This is a genomic window from Vibrio owensii (assembly GCF_002021755.1).
GTDB lineage: Bacteria > Pseudomonadota > Gammaproteobacteria > Enterobacterales > Vibrionaceae > Vibrio > Vibrio owensii.
On record NZ_CP019960.1, the window covers coordinates 1876780 to 1892448 of the forward strand.

A 15669-nucleotide genomic window follows, 5' to 3' on the forward strand; every position below is an offset into this window, starting at 1 on the left:
TAAGGAATAATCATGAGTCAGTATGTTGTCTGCGCCCTGTATAAGTTTGTGGAACTGAAAAACTACCAAGAGTTACGCGAGCCATTGCTTGCCCTAATGGAAGCCCACGGTGTACATGGAACGTTGCTACTGGCGAGTGAAGGTATTAACGGTACGGTTGCAGCGAAACGCGAAGGTATTGATACACTGCTTGCATGGCTAAATGCCGAGCCTCGCCTTACTGGTATTGTTTACAAAGAGTCGTACTCAGATACTCAGCCGTTTAACCGCACCAAAGTAAAGCTAAAGAAAGAGATCGTGACATTGGGCGTTGAAGGCATCGATCCTCGCCATGTCGTTGGCACCTACGTGAAGCCGCGAGATTGGAACGATCTAATTGCTGATCCAGAAGTTTTTGTGGTTGATACTCGTAATGACTATGAAATTGAGATCGGAACATTTAAAGGTGCAGTTAACCCAAATACTGACACGTTCCGCGAGTTTCCTGACTATGTAAAACAAAACATGGATCCAGAGAAACACAAAAAGGTCGCGATGTTCTGTACGGGTGGTATTCGCTGTGAAAAGTCGACCGCTTACATGAAAGAGCAGGGCTTTGATGAGGTGTACCACTTAGAAGGCGGCATTCTGAAATACCTAGAAGAAGTACCAGAAGAAGAAAGCTTGTGGGAAGGCGACTGCTACGTATTCGACGGTCGCGTTGCGGTGAACCATCAGCTAGAAAAAGCGGACTACGACTTGTGTAACGCTTGCCGATTGCCAATCACAGAAGAAGACAAACAATCAGAGCAGTTTGAGCAAGGTGTCAGCTGCCCAAAATGTTTTGGTAAACACAGTGACGAGCAAGTAGCGCGCTTCCGCGAGCGTGAAAAGCAAGTGTCGTTAGCAGCGGTTCGTGGCGAACAACACGTCGGTGGTGAGAGCGCCAAACAACGTGAGCAGCGACGCGCAGAAAAACTGGCGAAGAAAGACGCACAGCGCAAACAAGCGTAAGATTCAAACACATTAAATACAAACGCCCCGTTTCTGGCTTGGAGACGGGGCGTTTTTGTTATCGTTGGAAGGTAAAAACTAAGATGATCGGATAAGGCCTGCGTAAGCTTTATCTGAGCCGCTGTCAGGAAATACGCTTTCTAGCGCACTCGATTCTATGCTCATGTGTTGCTGTAGAACGGCTTTGATCACCGCCCTCATATCATTAGCAGGGGCTAAGTCTCTCCCTTCATAAAGCTCAGCTTGGGCAAGCCCCGGAAATTCTCCCAATACCTTGCCACCTTCGATGGCTCCACCAGCAATAAACATGGCGTTCGCTGTTCCATGATCGGTGCCTTTGGTTCCGTTTTCCGCTGCAGTGCGTCCAAATTCACTTGCCGCCATCACGACGGTTTTCGGCCAGTTATCCCCTAACGCTTTCTTTAGGTTGGCAAGACCGTTATCCAATTTACGCAATTGATTGGCGAGCCTTCCTGTTTCTGCGCCTTGGCCTGCATGAGTATCCCATCCGCCCAATTCCAATACCGCGATGTTTGGACCGCCTTCAGCTGAGAGAAAAGTTCCCGCTTGAGACGCCAACACAGGAAACTGCTTACCGGGACGATTACGATTCGACATCATTTCAATTTTCAGCGCTTCTTCAAAATTAGTCGCGAGCTTCTCATCACTTTGAAACAACGCCTCTAGCAGCTCCACTTGGCTGTCTCGCGCTTGCAAATTGTTTGGATACCAACTGCTGACCGCCTTCTCTCCTTGAACAATCAAAGGTAACCCTGAATCAATCGCCAAACCTTTCGACTTCGCATCCAGTTGCAGCAATCGGTTTAACCACCCATCACGATGTAACGGATTGTCTGTACCATTTTCTAACACCTTTTGCCCATCAAAATGAGAGCGCTCACGATACGCGGTGGCACAAGCGTGCACCATCGCCATCTGCTTATTTTGATACCACTCGAAGCTGGTTTTCATCGCCGGATGCAAACCATAAAACTCATCGAGTTTATTCAGTTTTTCTGTTGCTAACCCAATCGTCGGACGGAGAGCTAAATACTGCTTATCAGCATAAGGAACCACAACGTTTAATCCATCCATCGCACCACGTAGCGTAATCCAAACAAAGATATTTGGAGAGCTTGATTGAGCAAAGACTGCATTAGGCAACAAGCTTGTTGCGCCCACGGCTAAAGCGGATTTTAAAAATTGTCGACGAGTCGATGTTAAGTTCGTTTGTTTATCTATTGTCATCACTCACCTCATCGATACTGAAATTGCGGGCTAAGCCAAAGTAGAGAAAGCTTCATCTCTGCCGATGGGGCTTTGTTCATCACTAACCTTGTGTGTTCGTCCAACGCATTGCCGTAGAGCTGTTGGCTAACTTGCTCGACAAAAGCTTGTGGTTTCACACCTTGGGACTTGGCACTTTTCACCGCCAGCCGAGCGATTCGATTCGCTAACTGCCACCGCTGAGTTAGCGCCGAAGGACTGTTGTAATCTGCGTCTTTATCTGGCCAACCAGCAGGAGAACCCGCCATAAAAGGAGGCTGACCTAAGCTTCTTTGCGCACCGAGTAATTTATTCCCCGGCTTGCTCATTTGCATGTCATTCGATTCAGGAAAACGGACATCAGCACTGCGCAAAACCGCGAATAACCACTCTTGAGAAGTGCGAAAACGCACCGCCTCTGCCGATTGGCTCAAAGCGCTTTGAATCAACAATCGATAAACCGGAAGCAAATCCCCTTCACCTTTTAGATAAGCTTGGCTAAGCGGTTCAATCAAGGCTTCACCGGAAGGTCCTAGGAAATGCTGCACCAACTTACGTGCAATATGTTTTGCGGTATCAGGATGAAGCGCAAGATCTCTCAAACACGCTCGGCCCTGTTCAATACCTTGTTGAGAGTAACGCTTGCCAAGCAGAGTTATCGAGCCTGGTTCATGGGTTCTTGAATTGAATTGGAAGCCAACTTTCGGTGCTTTGAATCCAACACTCCAACCGGTAATGGCTTTTGACAGTTCAATCACGTCTTGTTGTGTATATTGGCTATCAACACCAAGCGTGTGCAGCTCCATGATTTCTCGCGCGAGGTTTTCATTGAGCCCTTTACCCTGTTTGAGCCCTTGTTTGGAGTTCGGTCCTACTGACAAGTTGTTATCCAGAAACATCAGCATGGTTGGATGCTGACTCACCGCTAAGAGCATCTCAACAAAGTTGCCATTCCAGTGCTCTCTAATCACTTCATTTTCGACGCTTGCCACAATCGGACGTACCTTTCGGGTGTCTGCAGATATGGCAAAATGGTTGCTCCAAAATTGAATCAAGCGTTCCTGAAATCCATATGGAGTGTGCAAAGTCTGTTGGTTGCGAGCCTCGACTTGTCGCAAATATTGCTCACGAAAGAACGCACCAATTTGCTTTTGCACTGCACGTTTTTTGGTAGGGGATTGTTTGAGCTCTCGTTTGGTGTCATTGAGTTTTCTCAGTTCCAACAACACTTCGTTTGTACTCGGCAACTTGGTTATTGCCTCGTGCCAATAGGTCTTACTGCTTAGTTGCTTTTCTAAACTTGGCGAACTGTGTTGATAAAGGGCCCCAAAGCCGAACCGCTGCTCAGAGATAATGTCTTGAGTTGGGTAATACTGCATAGCCGTTTCCGTGTGATGCTTTATGTCAGTCTAGCAAGCATCACATGGCGTCGAGTTCAATTTTTGGTTATTTCTCAGTCAGTAAAGCTGGTTATCACGCAGAGGAACCTCTAATTCATTAGTACCATCTTTGGATGACTGTCCAACCATTTCGTCGTAAGCACTTTGTTGGCGAAGGACCTGCTTTTTCGCTTTCAAGTGACGACATTGCTTTTGCAACTCCAGTATCGAATGCGCTCTTAAAAACTTGCCTTTATCGTCGGTAACAAAGTGTTCCTCTCCATCGACTAAGACGGATACTTGATACAAAGCGAGATCGAGAGAGTGGATAACGAGCTTGTCGATGTAGAAGAATTTTTCCAATTTACTGAGTGGCATAGACATAAAGCACCTCCTTGCTCCGTGCCTTTACGTCAACATCAATAAAATCGATCACTGAGTGAGAAATACGCCCCGCAAACACGTAAAAATCGAAAAAACAAGCGAGGGGCACAATGCAAACAATCAACTTAGTGTGGCTAAAACGCGATTTACGCCTGACCGATCATACGCCTTTACAACACGCTTTATCTTCAGAACATCCAACTGTGCTGCTCTACATTGTCGAACCCATGTTACTGGATGACCCACATTACTCTGCTCGTCACTGGCGTTTTATTTGGCAATCACTCCAAGATATGAACGAAACACTCTCGGCTCTTGGTCATCAAGTGTCCGTAATGTCAGGTAGCGTAATAGATTGCCTCAGCACGATTCAAAACCAGTTCAACATCAATGCTATTTTCTCCCACCAAGAAATCGGACTGAGTTATACGTTTGAACGAGATAAACAAGTATCAGTATGGCTTCAAGCACATCGTATTCCGTGGCACGAATTTGAACATGGCGCCGTCATTCGAGGAGCAAAAGACCGACTTGGCTGGGATAAGCATTGGGATACGGTTATGCGAGCCGAGATTGAAGATATCGACCTTGAAAGAGCTTCTCTTATTACCCTCGATGCCGAAGCACTTGGTTGTTCGTTTACGCCTCCTCCTTCTTGGTTAGAAAAAATAAAAGGCATGCAAACGGGCGGAAGTTCACTCGCTTGGCAGACCATGGAAGACTTTTTTCAACGTCGGGGACGAGATTATTATCGAAGTATTTCTAGCCCGACAGCATCTCGAACCGCATGCACTCGCCTCTCTCCCTATCTCGCATGGGGCAATATATCGCTTCGAGAAGTGTACCAATACCTGTTGCAACATTGGCAAGTGACTGGGTTTCGTCGCAGCTTAATAGCTCTGTCTTCGAGGTTGCATTGGCATTGTCACTTTATGCAGAAGTTTGAATCCGAATGCGAAATGGAGTTTCGTTGTGTCAATAGAGCTTATGAACCTTTATTACAGCAAGCAAGCGTCAGAGATGAGGCACTCTTGGACGCTTGGAAGTCAGGCACAACCGGGATTCCGCTCATCGATGCTTGCATGCGTTGCCTTCATCACACCGGATACATCAACTTTCGCATGCGCGCGATGTTAGTGAGCTTTCTAACGCATCATATGAACATGGATTGGCGCGATGGCGTGACTCACTTAGCTCAGTTGTTCCTCGACTTTGAACCGGGCATCCATTACCCACAATTTCAAATGCAAGCGGGGGTGACTGGCACTAACACGATTCGCATCTACAATCCGACGAAACAAGCACAAGAGCACGATGCTAACGGTGAGTTCATTCATAAATGGATTCCAGAACTTGCAATGGTTCCCACTCCCTTGTTGTTTGAACCATGGAAAATGACCGCAATGGAAACCGTCATGTACCAACTGGATCCCGATTCCCGATATCTCGCGCCCGTCGTAAATGTAGAGGCAAGCGCAAAAGCAGCAAGAGAGCGATTGTGGGCATGGCGCAAACGCACAGAAGTGAAAGTAGAAGGAGCGAGAATTTTGGCACAGCACGTTCGGCCTTCGAACAAAAAGAAAGCCAGTTGATCGCCTAGAAAGAAGCGTGCGTACAAACAGGGACTTTTATCAGGGAGAGAGCAGTCCCCAAACAACTAAAGGAATGCATTATGTTGAAACGTATTTTGGTTACGACCACGGTTTTGTTTGCCACCTTTTCATTTTTACTGCCAGCAAAAGCCCACGAACACGGAATGATGAAAGAAGACATCGTTGATGTGGCTGTTGCAAATGGCTCTTTCAATACTCTGGTAGCAGCAGTCAAAGCCGCAGGCCTAGTGGATACACTGAAAGGTGAAGGCCCATTCACTGTGTTTGCACCAACTGACGAAGCGTTTGCTAAGCTTCCAGATGGCACGGTGGATATGTTGCTGATGCCAGATAACAAAGACAAGTTGGTCGCGATTCTTACTTACCATGTGGTTCCGGGCAAAGTAATGGCCGCAGACGTAGTGAAAATGGATAAGGCGACGACAGTCCAAGGACAGGACGTGATGATCAAAACCATGGGCGATAAAGTGATCATCAATAACGCTACCGTGATTGCCACTGACGTCAAAGCAAAGAATGGCGTGATTCATGTAATTGATGAAGTCATTATGCCGAAATAAAATCAACAAGGAGGGCGGGCTCACCCGCCCCTTTCAAAGATATGGAAAACATCAAACTCTCGAAGCACGACATTCAAGCGATGGAGCAACGTCAACGCACCCGATTGATCAACTCTCTAGCAGGGTACAAAAGCGCTAACCTCATAGGTACAAGGGACAGGCAGGGACAAGAGAACCTTGCTGTGGTGAGCTCGGTGGTTCATTTGGGTTCGCATCCACCTCTATTCGGCTTTATCGTTCGTCCACGCAAAAGTCGCCGTCACACGCTAGAAAACATCCTCGACACCAAGCATTTCACTATCAACGCTATCGGCGTCGACTTTGTGCAAAAAGCCCATCAAACCTCCGCGCGCTACCCAAAGCATATCTCAGAGTTCGAAGCAGTAGGCCTGACACCTTATTACGATGATGTATTTCCTGCGCCTTTTGTCCTTGAAAGTAACCTCAAGATGGGCCTAGCTTTGAGAGAACACATCAAGATTGAAAGCAATCAAACTGAGATGTTGATTGGCGAAGTATTAATGGTGCACGCACCGGAAAGAGCGATCATGCCAGATGGTTATCTCGATTTGGAACTGCTCGACTTGGTGACCATTTCTGGGCTTGATAGTTACCACGTGACTCAGCGTCTGCATCGGTTAAGTTATGCAAAACCTGACTCTCGTCTGTTCCCATTAACAAGAGAAGGAGAACCTTCATCTTGGGGAGCGCTTGAAGTCGATTTGGACTAACTCCTCATACTCGAGAACTAAATACAAAAATGGCAGTTTTCTCTGTCTAAGCCGTGTTCACCTGCTCGATTGGTAAGGTGAGCGCGTCCTGCTTCCAACCCCATTTCATAGCCTTCAAGCAAGACAGATTGGCGCATAGACAATCGCTGAACGTTGAATTCATCTGGCGGAGCAACCACGCGAACACGAGTGCCTTTGGGAGGATTGCGAATAAACTCAAGCGACTCATTATAGTTCTCTGAGCGATGAAGCATTGCCTCTGCCATTTGTGGATGTTCAGAGAACAACTTCTTCATTAACCAAGGCGTCTTCACTGGCTTTTTCTCATAAGCCAAAGGATGTGAAAGAACAACCGTGATATCACGAGCACCACGACGGTAAGCTTCTCGTACAGGAATGGAATCAGCCACACCACCATCGGTATAACAACCGCCGGAGAAACACGGAGTATGTTTGTAAGCAATAGGCAGAGCGGTTGTTGCTTCCATCGCATTGTGGAAGTTATGACGATTCACTCGGTAGTAATCCGCTTTACCTGTATTGATGTTCGTCGTTGCCGCTAAGAAAGGAATGCCTTCAAACAGTTTCGCTTCATCGACTGGGTACAAACGATTTGACTCTTCAAATAACCATTTCACGTCGATCAAATCTCCACCTTTCAAAAAGCGGGTAGGATCGAAAAAGCGTTTGCTGGTTGCTAATTTAGTGATGACGTTGATGCTACGGTGCGGGTAATCAGTTAGATAACCGATCAAGTTTGAAGCCCCGGCTGATACGCCAATCGCAAAATCAAATGGTTTGTAGTCTTGCTCTAAGAATGCATCTAATACGCCGCTGGCAAAGACGCCACGCATTGCGCCACCTTCGACTACGATTGCTTTTGTTGCCATGTTTCCCCCCAATAAAGACGTTAAAAAGATTACTGAAATTCGTGCTACAGCAACAATCGGTTATTCTTATTATTGAGATAGGCGAAGTCTATGTGTTTCTTGCATTTTAAGTGGAAACTTAGGATCAAAAAATCCACATCAACCAAAGCGTTGATGTGGATTTTTAGTCGTTCAATCAGAGATTACGCAAAGACGGTTTTATACGCTTCGGCAGCACCTTCAATAAACATCTGTGTGCCAATCACCGCAAGGATCAATCCCATCATTTTGGTGATCACATTCAGTGCGCTTGGACCAACAGCTTTCACTAACTTGTCACCAAACAAAAACAGGACATAAGTCATCACGCAAAGGACTGCGAATGAAGCAATGGTAATGATGGTTTCGGTGATTCCACCCGTTGTTGCAAAGTTCATCGCCGTCGCAAGTGTTCCTGGCCCCGCCAATATCGGCATGGCTAATGGTGAAACGGCAATGCTCAATGCGGCTTGTTCTTGCTCCGGTGAATAAGCCTTTTCCTTGGTCTTCTTGTGTGTCGATTCCCCTTGCAACATGTGGAAGCCAATGAGGAATACTAAGATACCGCCTGTAATGCGCAGTGCGTAAAGGGTAATACCAAACAGATCGAAGATGACTTTGCCAGCAATAGCGAATACAGCAACGATAACAAAGGCGATAAACACAGAACGAAACGCAATTGAGCGTACGGTTTGCTTGTCTTCATCCGCGGTCAGACTTAAGAAAATTGGGATATTAGCGATTGGGTTCATGATGGCAAAAAAGCCCATGAATACAGTGACGGTATGAAGTATCAGTTCTTTCATGTTTTCTACATTTGGTAAGTTATTGATTATTAAAAATCATTATATACCCAACTTTATAAATAACGTCACTTTATGTTCACCGCACTTTCTAAGCGCCTCACCTTTTGCTCATCGCCACGGTTTGAAGCGCATGCTGGTTTACGCTCAATATAAATAGCGTTATGGTGAAGATTCAGCCAATACTAAGAACAAACTAAGGAAGTTGATTGATCATGAACAGTACGATTGAAACCATTCTCGGTCATCGCTCTATTCGTAAGTTCACCTCTGAGCCTATTACAAGTGAACAACTACAAACGATTCTCCAATCTGGACTAGCCGCCTCTTCTTCTAGCATGCTGCAAGTGGTCTCTATCATTCGTGTGACAGACGCAGAAAAGCGCAAACTGCTAGCACAATACGCGGGCAATCAGGCTTATGTTGAAAGTGCCGCAGAATTTTTAGTGTTTTGTATTGATTACCAGCGTCACACGACCATCAACCCAGACGTTCAAGCCGACTTTACTGAACTAACCCTGATTGGCGCTGTGGACTCCGGCATCATGGCGCAAAACTGTTTGTTAGCTGCCGAGTCTATGGGATTAGGTGGCGTATACATTGGTGGTTTAAGAAACAGTGCTGCGCAGGTCGATGAGCTACTCGGTTTGCCTAAAAACGCCGCTATCCTGTTTGGTATGTGTTTGGGTCACCCTGATCAAAATCCGGAAGTAAAACCACGCTTACCCGTTAACGTTATTGTTCACGAAAACCAATACCAAGCGCTGAATATAGACGATGTACAAACCTACGATCAAACCATGCAAGAGTACTACGCGAGCCGCACAAGCAATCAAAAGCAGAGCGCATGGTCACAAGAAACCGCTGGAAAGCTATCTGGAGAGTCTCGTCCGCACATCCTGCCTTATCTAAACGGTAAGGGATTGGCTAAGCGATAATGAGAAAGATCGCTTAATCGACCGAAAGATCAAAAAAGGCCTCAGATGAGGCCTTTAGTATCAATTTGTTCCTAGCGATTAGTTACCGCCAGTACCACCTGTGCCACCACCCGGTGGATCTTCAGGTTCGATAGGTTCCCCTACTTCAGGATCAGGGATAGTTGGTACGTCAGGTTTGATATCTTCAACAGGAGTACCAGCATCGATAGCGTCTTGCACATCACCAACTACCTGTTGAGTATCTTCAGCTGGAATAGTTACGAAAATAACCTCTCCAGTTTCGCTTTGTGGGTAAGTAGGGTTTGCAGCAATGACTTCTTCAGTGATTGCTTTAGCAGCGACAGAAATTGCCTCAGGTGACGCGTCTGGGTTCGCCTTGATGACATCTGAAACAACGTTTGCTGTTGCGATTAGCTGTGTAGCGATAGCCGATGCGCCGTCATCGCCCTGCTCTTGTAGATCTTGAACCACTTGCTCAGTGTTCAGTAGAAGCTCATCCACAGAAACACCGATTGCGTTGATATCAATACCTAGATCAGCAAAAACCTTCTCAGCTACGTCAGCTGAGTAAATTTCACCTTCACCTAGAGAACCTGCAATAAGTGTTGTAAACGGAGAGCCCGTAACTAAACCATCTGCCTGCGCAAGACCTTGTGGAATCGCATAGTCAGTAGTGATTGGCTTACCGTTTGATGCGTCACGACTTGAATCCGTATGAGTCAATACAAACTCACATTGATCTGGTGAGTCTACAACAGCAAGGTTTTCAAAGCGCGCTTGACCAACCATGCCTTTGTAGTTTGTAGTAAGCTCAATCGCTTCATAAGTCTCACCACCACATACTGCTTCAACCTTCATACCAATTACTGCTGGATCGTAAGCCTGAACTGCATAGGTTTTCACTACAGGGTCGCTGTCACTACCACAGCCAGCCAGTAGCACCGCCGCCACACTTGCCGTTAAAAGTTTGATTTTCAAAATTAGCTCCAATATTTTTTGTTATATCCGACCGCATCGGAAAGCATAACGGCAGTTGCATATAGTGTAAATAGGATGCATAAAACTTTGGTATGAGTTTTTTCACATTAATAGTTGTTTTCATGTGCAAAACGGCGCATTTTCACTATTAACTTGAGATAGCCCCATTTTTGTCAGGTATTTGTCAGTATTTTTTAAGGTTCTGGTTGCCTTCATTGCAACAAGATGGATAATAGTTGTCTATTTTTTGATGGTCAGATTTTCAACCTTCATAAATAAAAATGAGGACTCTGAATCGTCAAGTGCGTTTTTGGAGCATTTATTACATAAATAATACTGAATGGAATCGTTTTATAAAGGCTAAAGACGATGAGAGAAACGCTATTTATAGGCGTACTCACGTCATACAAAAAGTGAACCAATTTCAGTCGGCAAATTTTCTTTCGGTAGCTAGAAACCAATGAATACATTTAACAAAGTTTTGGGGATTACGTTTCTTCCAATCGTTCTAGCTGGGTGTACCGTACCTGGCAGCCACCTTTCCACCAGTGACAAAACGGTAATGACTACCGAAGCAACAGACATTGAGTCTCAAGTCACGGTTTATCCCCTAACGTTAGATCGCGTCAGTTCTTTAAATGCAGCAGAACCATTTTCTAAACCTAACCCAGAACTCGATATCGAGATCGCTAAGTACGAGTACGTCGTTGGTCCTGGTGACATTCTGAACATTACTATTTGGGATCATCCAGAGCTTACTATCCCAGCAGGTTCTTACCGTAGTTCTGCCGAGGCAGGTAACTGGGTTCATGCAGATGGCACCATCTTTTATCCGTACATCGGTATTGTAGACGTTGAAGGTAAAAACGTTCGTCAAATTCGAACAGACATTGCGAAGCGCCTAGCTAAATATATTGAGAGCCCACAAGTTGATGTTAGCGTCGCGGCTTTTCGTTCAAAGAAAACCTATGTAACTGGTGAAGTGAACAAGCCAGGACAACAAGCCATCACGAACATCCCACTGACCCTTCTTGATGCGGTTAACCGTGCAGGTGGCCTAGCGCAAGATGCAGATTGGCGCAACGCAACATTAACACGTGGCGGTGAAGTTCAGGACGTTTCTCTTTATGCATTAATGCAACAAGGCGATCTCACTCAAAACCGTCTACTTCAGTCAGGTGATATTGTTCACGTGCCGCGTAATGACGCACAAAAAGTATTCGTGATGGGTGAAGTTAACGATCCAAAGCTACTCAAGATCGACCGTGCGGGTATGAGCCTAACAGAAGCGTTAAGTAACGTCGGAGGCATCAGCCAAATCTCAGCTGACGCAACTGGCGTTTTTGTCATCCGTCGTTCAAAAGAAGAATCTAAGATGGCTGATATCTACCAGCTCGATGTGTCAGATGCCTCTGCACTTGTGATTGGTACCGAGTTTGACTTAAACCCTTACGATATCGTTTATGTCACGGCAGCACCGATTAGCCGTTGGAACCGTGTTATCGCACAGTTAGTACCAACAATTTCTGGCTTCAACGAATTGACGGAAGGCGCACTGCGTATCCGCAACTGGCCTTAAACCGAATATGTCTAGAGGGAGTAACTTAACTCCCTCTAAAAACATCAATTTTTAAGCAACAAACGTTATTCGTAACATTTGTTCACTTAGAAAGGAAAAGAATTTGTTTTCTAACATTTTAGTGGTTTGCGTAGGTAATATCTGTCGTTCACCAACAGGAGAGCGACTTTTGCAGTCTCTTTTACCAAATAAAAAGGTGGCATCTGCTGGTATTGCCGTAGAAAAAAGCCACTTAACTGGCAAGTCTGCTGATGAAATGGCAACTAAAGTTGCACTTGAACACGGAATAAGTTTAGAAGGGCATTGCGCTCAGCAGTTAACCCCTGAGTTATGTGCACAATATGATCTGATTTTAGTCATGGAGAAAGGCCACCAAGAAGCCTTAACCAAGATTGCTCCAGAAGCTCGCGGCAAAACAATGTTGTTTGGCCAGTGGATTGGAAAGAACATACCCGATCCATATCGCCAGAGCAAAGAAGCATTCGACCACGCTTATGCTCTCATAGATGAAGCGGCACAAGCTTGGACTAAAAAACTATAAGCCGAAAGGCTCATTTTCAAACGCCTATGGCAAGGTATTTAAGAAGTTAATGTAATGACAACACAAACTATTAAGCAATCACGTCAAGTCGACGATGAAATCGATTTGGGGAAGCTATTTGGGATCATCCTTGATGCCAAGTGGTTTATATTATGTACCGTCTTCCTATTCTCTGTTGTAGGTGTCGGTGTTGCCATTCTATCGACACCCATATACAAAGCTGACGCGCTTATTCAAATTGAGAAGAAGAGCTCAGGTGGCATTTCGGCAATGGTTGGTGATATGGGCGAATTGTTTTCTGCCGAATCATCTGCAACGACCGAAATTGAGATCATCAAGTCACGTATGATCCTTGGTGATACCGTTGATAAATTCAACTTAACCACCGTAGTAACCCCAAACTACCTGCCTTTCATTGGTAAAGGACTTGCTCGCCTTCAAGGTGAACAAAACCGCCTTTCTGTTTCGCGCTTTAACATTCCATCATATGCGGTCGGCATCCCACACACGCTAGAAGTGATCGATGCAGAACAAAAAACGTTCAAACTTCTTCAAGACGATGGCCGCGTGGTTCTGGAAGGTAAAGTTGGTGAATTGATCGACAAAGACGGTTACCAATTTATGGCAAATGAGATGTTTGCCCAAGATGATGCTACCTTCACGGTTAGTAAAATTAGTAAGCTTGATGCAATCAACCAGCTTCAACAAAACTTGTCTATCAGTGAACGAGGCAAGCAAACTGGAATTATTTCTTTAAGCTTCTCCGGCGAAGATCGTGCTCGTATCCAAGCTATTTTGAATGATATTAGTCAAAATTACTTCTTACAGAACGTTCAGCGTAACTCTGCAGAAGCAGAACAAAGCCTAGAGTTTTTAAAGGGTCACCTGCCAGACATCAAAGTCAAGCTGACTGCTTCGGAAGATATCTTGAACCGATTCCGTCAAGAGAACGAATCTATTGACCTCGGCCTTGAAGCGCAATCAACACTGAAAGTAATGGTTGAATTAGAAGCGCAATTGAATGAGCTTACTTTTAAAGAAAGTGAAATCAGCCAACGCTTTACTCAAGACCACCCTGCGTATAAGTCGCTTCTTGATAAGCGTCAAACACTTCTAAAAGAGAAAGAACGCTTAAACAAACAAGTACAAAAACTGCCTAAAACACAACGTGAAGTACTTCGTATGACACGTGATGTTGAAGTAAACCAACAAATTTACATCCAGCTTCTAAACAAGGTTCAAGAACTGAACATTATTAAAGCAGGCACCGTTGGTAACGTACGTATTCTAGACAGCGCGCAGTCATTCTCTAAACCAATTAAACCGAAGAAGGCCCTGATTGTTGTATTAGCCACATTGCTTGGTGGTATGGTTGGTGTCGCGTTCGTTCTTATTCGCGCGGCTTTCCATCGCGGCGTAGAAACACCTGACCAAATCGAACAAATGGGTATGCCTGTATACGCAAGTGTACCGAAGTCTATTCAACAACTTGAATTCGCAAGTAAACTGAAACGCAATAAAGGTAAAGCAAATAAAGAACTTGTTCTGCTGGCTGAAGCAAACCCTGCTGACCTTTCTATTGAAGCACTTCGTAGCCTTCGCACAAGTTTGCACTTCGCTATGATGGAAGCTAAAAATAACATCTTGATGATTTCAGGCCCTGCTCCGTCTATCGGTAAAACATTTGTTTCTACCAACTTTGCGGCTGTTGCTGCAAAAACAGGTCAAAAAGTTCTGCTTATCGATGCGGATATGCGTAAAGGCTACCTGCAGCAATGTTTTGGTCTGCGTTGGGACAACGGTCTATCAGATCACCTTAGTGGTAAAGTAACCGCCGATGACATCATCAAAGAAACATCAATTGAAAACCTTGATGTTGTCACTCGCGGCCAAGTACCACCAAACCCGTCAGAACTACTAATGCACCCACGCTTCAAAGACTTCATCGAAGCGATGTCAGAAAAATATGACTTGGTTATTATCGATACACCACCTGTACTTGCTGTAACGGATCCGAGTATTGTTGGTGCGCTAGCAGGTACAACCTTGATGGTTGCTCGTTTTGACCAGACGACATTGAAAGAGATTGAAGTTGCCCAAGGCCGATTTGAACAATCAGGCGTAGAGGTAAAAGGCGTGATTCTGAACGCAGTTGAAAAGAAGGCATCAAACTCTTATGGATATGGCTACGGTTACTACAACTACAGTTATAAAAGTGAGTGACATCTAGCTAGAAACACAAAGCCCCGCAATTAACGCGGGGCTTTTTTATTTGTGCAGCAGTAACCGTTTTTATTCTTATTGCTTCTTCCATTGAATAAAAGTGAGCACACTCAATAGCAAGAAGAAAGCAGGGTCACTCCAACCAAAACCAACAAACACACCTGTAATGCTAGCGTAAGTGGTGATCACCACGCCTAAAAGATTCGTGACCAGCAAAGCTTTGAACAGTTGTTTCGCCGTGTTGCCAGATTCAACATCACGCAGCATCAAACTGACCGCAGCAATCCCTCCTAAGAAGATCGACGTATGCTGCGATAAAAACAGCGCGTACTGGTCGTTAATTTGTACGCCATACATCGGCCACATCATGGTCGGAACAAAAAACAGCGCAAAAGCAAATAACGTATAAATGACGCCATGAACAGTTAGAAAAGTGCGGTTAGTCATAATGTTACTCTCCGATTGGACCTTGGTTGATAGTGCTCAGTGGTGCGTTGATATCAAATATCTGCCCTCTTACTTCTTCTACACCCATCTGTTTCAAACGAGCTGTGTGCATTTCAAGATAAGCTTGCGCCGTTGCTTCATCTTCAAAAAGATAGATGCCACCACCAAGTTTGTCTTTCTCGCTTTCCGTCCAGATTTTCCAAATCATGCCTGGTTCTTGGTTAATTGACTGAGCTAGGTCTACCAGTGCATTCGACATCTCTTCACCAAATGGGCCATGAAATTCAAAATCAACTTGCAGTAATTTCGCCATCTTGAGTCTCCTC

Annotated in this window: 16 protein-coding genes; 8 read left to right on the top strand and 8 right to left on the bottom strand. The window is 45.2% G+C overall.

All coding sequences use genetic code 11. The features are described from left to right. Positions 1 to 12: 12 nt before the first annotated feature. The gene (trhO, locus tag A9237_RS24910; RefSeq protein WP_078610003.1) at positions 13 to 993 is read left to right on the top strand and encodes an oxygen-dependent tRNA uridine(34) hydroxylase TrhO; all 981 of its coding nucleotides are present in this window, start codon (positions 13 to 15) and stop codon (positions 991 to 993) included. A gap of 78 nt (positions 994 to 1071) precedes the next feature. On the opposite strand, the gene A9237_RS24915 is transcribed toward trhO, so the two are convergent. The 3 genes from A9237_RS24915 to A9237_RS24925 form a co-directional block, all read right to left on the bottom strand. Further along, the gene (locus A9237_RS24915) at positions 1072 to 2241 is read right to left on the bottom strand and encodes a DUF1501 domain-containing protein (RefSeq protein WP_078610004.1); all 1170 of its coding nucleotides are present in this window, start codon (positions 2239 to 2241) and stop codon (positions 1072 to 1074) included. Positions 2242 to 2249: 8 nt separating this feature from the next. Continuing rightward, positions 2250 to 3638 (bottom strand): DUF1800 domain-containing protein, encoded by a 1389-nt coding sequence (locus tag A9237_RS24920; protein WP_078610005.1) that lies wholly within the window; start codon positions 3636 to 3638, stop codon positions 2250 to 2252. Between the two features lie 78 nt (positions 3639 to 3716). Further along, positions 3717 to 4022, bottom strand: coding sequence for a DUF6482 family protein (locus tag A9237_RS24925; protein WP_020195380.1), 306 nt, complete (start codon positions 4020 to 4022; stop codon positions 3717 to 3719). A gap of 110 nt (positions 4023 to 4132) precedes the next feature. On the opposite strand from A9237_RS24925, the gene A9237_RS24930 reads away from it, so the two are divergent. From A9237_RS24930 to A9237_RS24940, 3 genes are all read left to right on the top strand, one after another. After that, complete coding sequence (locus A9237_RS24930; protein WP_078610006.1) at positions 4133 to 5614, top strand: cryptochrome/deoxyribodipyrimidine photo-lyase family protein; 1482 nt, start codon at positions 4133 to 4135, stop codon at positions 5612 to 5614. An 80-nt stretch (positions 5615 to 5694) separates the two neighbouring features. Further along, positions 5695 to 6195, top strand: coding sequence for a fasciclin domain-containing protein (locus tag A9237_RS24935; protein WP_078610007.1), 501 nt, complete (start codon positions 5695 to 5697; stop codon positions 6193 to 6195). Between the two features lie 41 nt (positions 6196 to 6236). After that, positions 6237 to 6926 (top strand): flavin reductase family protein, encoded by a 690-nt coding sequence (locus A9237_RS24940; protein ID WP_038894532.1) that lies wholly within the window; start codon positions 6237 to 6239, stop codon positions 6924 to 6926. Positions 6927 to 6943: 17 nt separating this feature from the next. Here the strand turns inward: A9237_RS24940 and A9237_RS24945 are convergent, their stop codons facing one another. Then, on the bottom strand, positions 6944 to 7816 hold the full coding sequence (locus A9237_RS24945) for a patatin-like phospholipase family protein (RefSeq protein WP_078610008.1): 873 nt from the start codon (positions 7814 to 7816) through the stop codon (positions 6944 to 6946). A 182-nt stretch (positions 7817 to 7998) separates the two neighbouring features. Further along, positions 7999 to 8640 carry a MarC family protein gene (locus tag A9237_RS24950; RefSeq protein WP_005437917.1) on the bottom strand — a complete coding sequence of 214 codons (642 nt, stop codon included), beginning with the start codon at positions 8638 to 8640 and terminating at the stop codon, positions 7999 to 8001. Positions 8641 to 8852: 212 nt separating this feature from the next. Here A9237_RS24950 and nfsA point away from each other — a divergent pair, with 212 nt between their 5' ends. Continuing rightward, positions 8853 to 9575, top strand: coding sequence for an oxygen-insensitive NADPH nitroreductase (gene nfsA, locus A9237_RS24955; RefSeq protein ID WP_078610009.1), 723 nt, complete (start codon positions 8853 to 8855; stop codon positions 9573 to 9575). Positions 9576 to 9653: 78 nt separating this feature from the next. Here nfsA and A9237_RS24960 read toward each other — a convergent pair whose 3' ends face one another. Then, entirely contained in the window at positions 9654 to 10553 is a 900-nt protein-coding gene (locus tag A9237_RS24960; protein ID WP_078610010.1) for a putative periplasmic lipoprotein, read from the bottom strand. Positions 10554 to 11013: 460 nt separating this feature from the next. On the opposite strand from A9237_RS24960, the gene A9237_RS24965 reads away from it, so the two are divergent. From A9237_RS24965 to A9237_RS24975, 3 genes are all read left to right on the top strand, one after another. Further along, positions 11014 to 12132: a polysaccharide export protein gene (locus A9237_RS24965; protein WP_078610011.1), complete on the top strand. Its 1119-nt coding sequence runs from the start codon at positions 11014 to 11016 to the stop codon at positions 12130 to 12132. A gap of 103 nt (positions 12133 to 12235) precedes the next feature. After that, a complete protein-coding gene (locus A9237_RS24970) occupies positions 12236 to 12673 on the top strand; it encodes an arsenate reductase/protein-tyrosine-phosphatase family protein (RefSeq protein ID WP_045414366.1) in 438 nt (145 codons plus the stop codon). A gap of 54 nt (positions 12674 to 12727) precedes the next feature. Next, on the top strand, positions 12728 to 14896 hold the full coding sequence (locus tag A9237_RS24975) for a polysaccharide biosynthesis tyrosine autokinase (RefSeq protein WP_078610012.1): 2169 nt from the start codon (positions 12728 to 12730) through the stop codon (positions 14894 to 14896). Between the two features lie 75 nt (positions 14897 to 14971). On the opposite strand, the gene A9237_RS24980 is transcribed toward A9237_RS24975, so the two are convergent. Further along, positions 14972 to 15343: a hypothetical protein gene (locus A9237_RS24980; RefSeq protein ID WP_078610013.1), complete on the bottom strand. Its 372-nt coding sequence runs from the start codon at positions 15341 to 15343 to the stop codon at positions 14972 to 14974. Positions 15344 to 15347: 4 nt separating this feature from the next. Continuing rightward, positions 15348 to 15656, bottom strand: coding sequence for a monooxygenase (locus A9237_RS24985; RefSeq protein WP_078610014.1), 309 nt, complete (start codon positions 15654 to 15656; stop codon positions 15348 to 15350). Between the last annotated feature and the right edge of the window lie 13 nt (positions 15657 to 15669).

Coding starts and splice junctions, on each gene's coding strand:
- A9237_RS24920 (WP_078610005.1), bottom strand. CDS start 3,638: ATGCAGTATTACCCAACTCAAGACATTATCTCTGAGCAGCGGTTCGGC.
- nfsA (WP_078610009.1), top strand. CDS start 8,853: ATGAACAGTACGATTGAAACCATTCTCGGTCATCGCTCTATTCGTAAG.
- A9237_RS24945 (WP_078610008.1), bottom strand. CDS start 7,816: ATGGCAACAAAAGCAATCGTAGTCGAAGGTGGCGCAATGCGTGGCGTC.
- A9237_RS24980 (WP_078610013.1), bottom strand. CDS start 15,343: ATGACTAACCGCACTTTTCTAACTGTTCATGGCGTCATTTATACGTTA.
- A9237_RS24950 (WP_005437917.1), bottom strand. CDS start 8,640: ATGAAAGAACTGATACTTCATACCGTCACTGTATTCATGGGCTTTTTT.
- A9237_RS24940 (WP_038894532.1), top strand. CDS start 6,237: ATGGAAAACATCAAACTCTCGAAGCACGACATTCAAGCGATGGAGCAA.
- A9237_RS24915 (WP_078610004.1), bottom strand. CDS start 2,241: ATGACAATAGATAAACAAACGAACTTAACATCGACTCGTCGACAATTT.
- trhO (WP_078610003.1), top strand. CDS start 13: ATGAGTCAGTATGTTGTCTGCGCCCTGTATAAGTTTGTGGAACTGAAA.
- A9237_RS24975 (WP_078610012.1), top strand. CDS start 12,728: ATGACAACACAAACTATTAAGCAATCACGTCAAGTCGACGATGAAATC.
- A9237_RS24985 (WP_078610014.1), bottom strand. CDS start 15,656: ATGGCGAAATTACTGCAAGTTGATTTTGAATTTCATGGCCCATTTGGT.
- A9237_RS24965 (WP_078610011.1), top strand. CDS start 11,014: ATGAATACATTTAACAAAGTTTTGGGGATTACGTTTCTTCCAATCGTT.
- A9237_RS24935 (WP_078610007.1), top strand. CDS start 5,695: ATGTTGAAACGTATTTTGGTTACGACCACGGTTTTGTTTGCCACCTTT.
- A9237_RS24930 (WP_078610006.1), top strand. CDS start 4,133: ATGCAAACAATCAACTTAGTGTGGCTAAAACGCGATTTACGCCTGACC.
- A9237_RS24925 (WP_020195380.1), bottom strand. CDS start 4,022: ATGTCTATGCCACTCAGTAAATTGGAAAAATTCTTCTACATCGACAAG.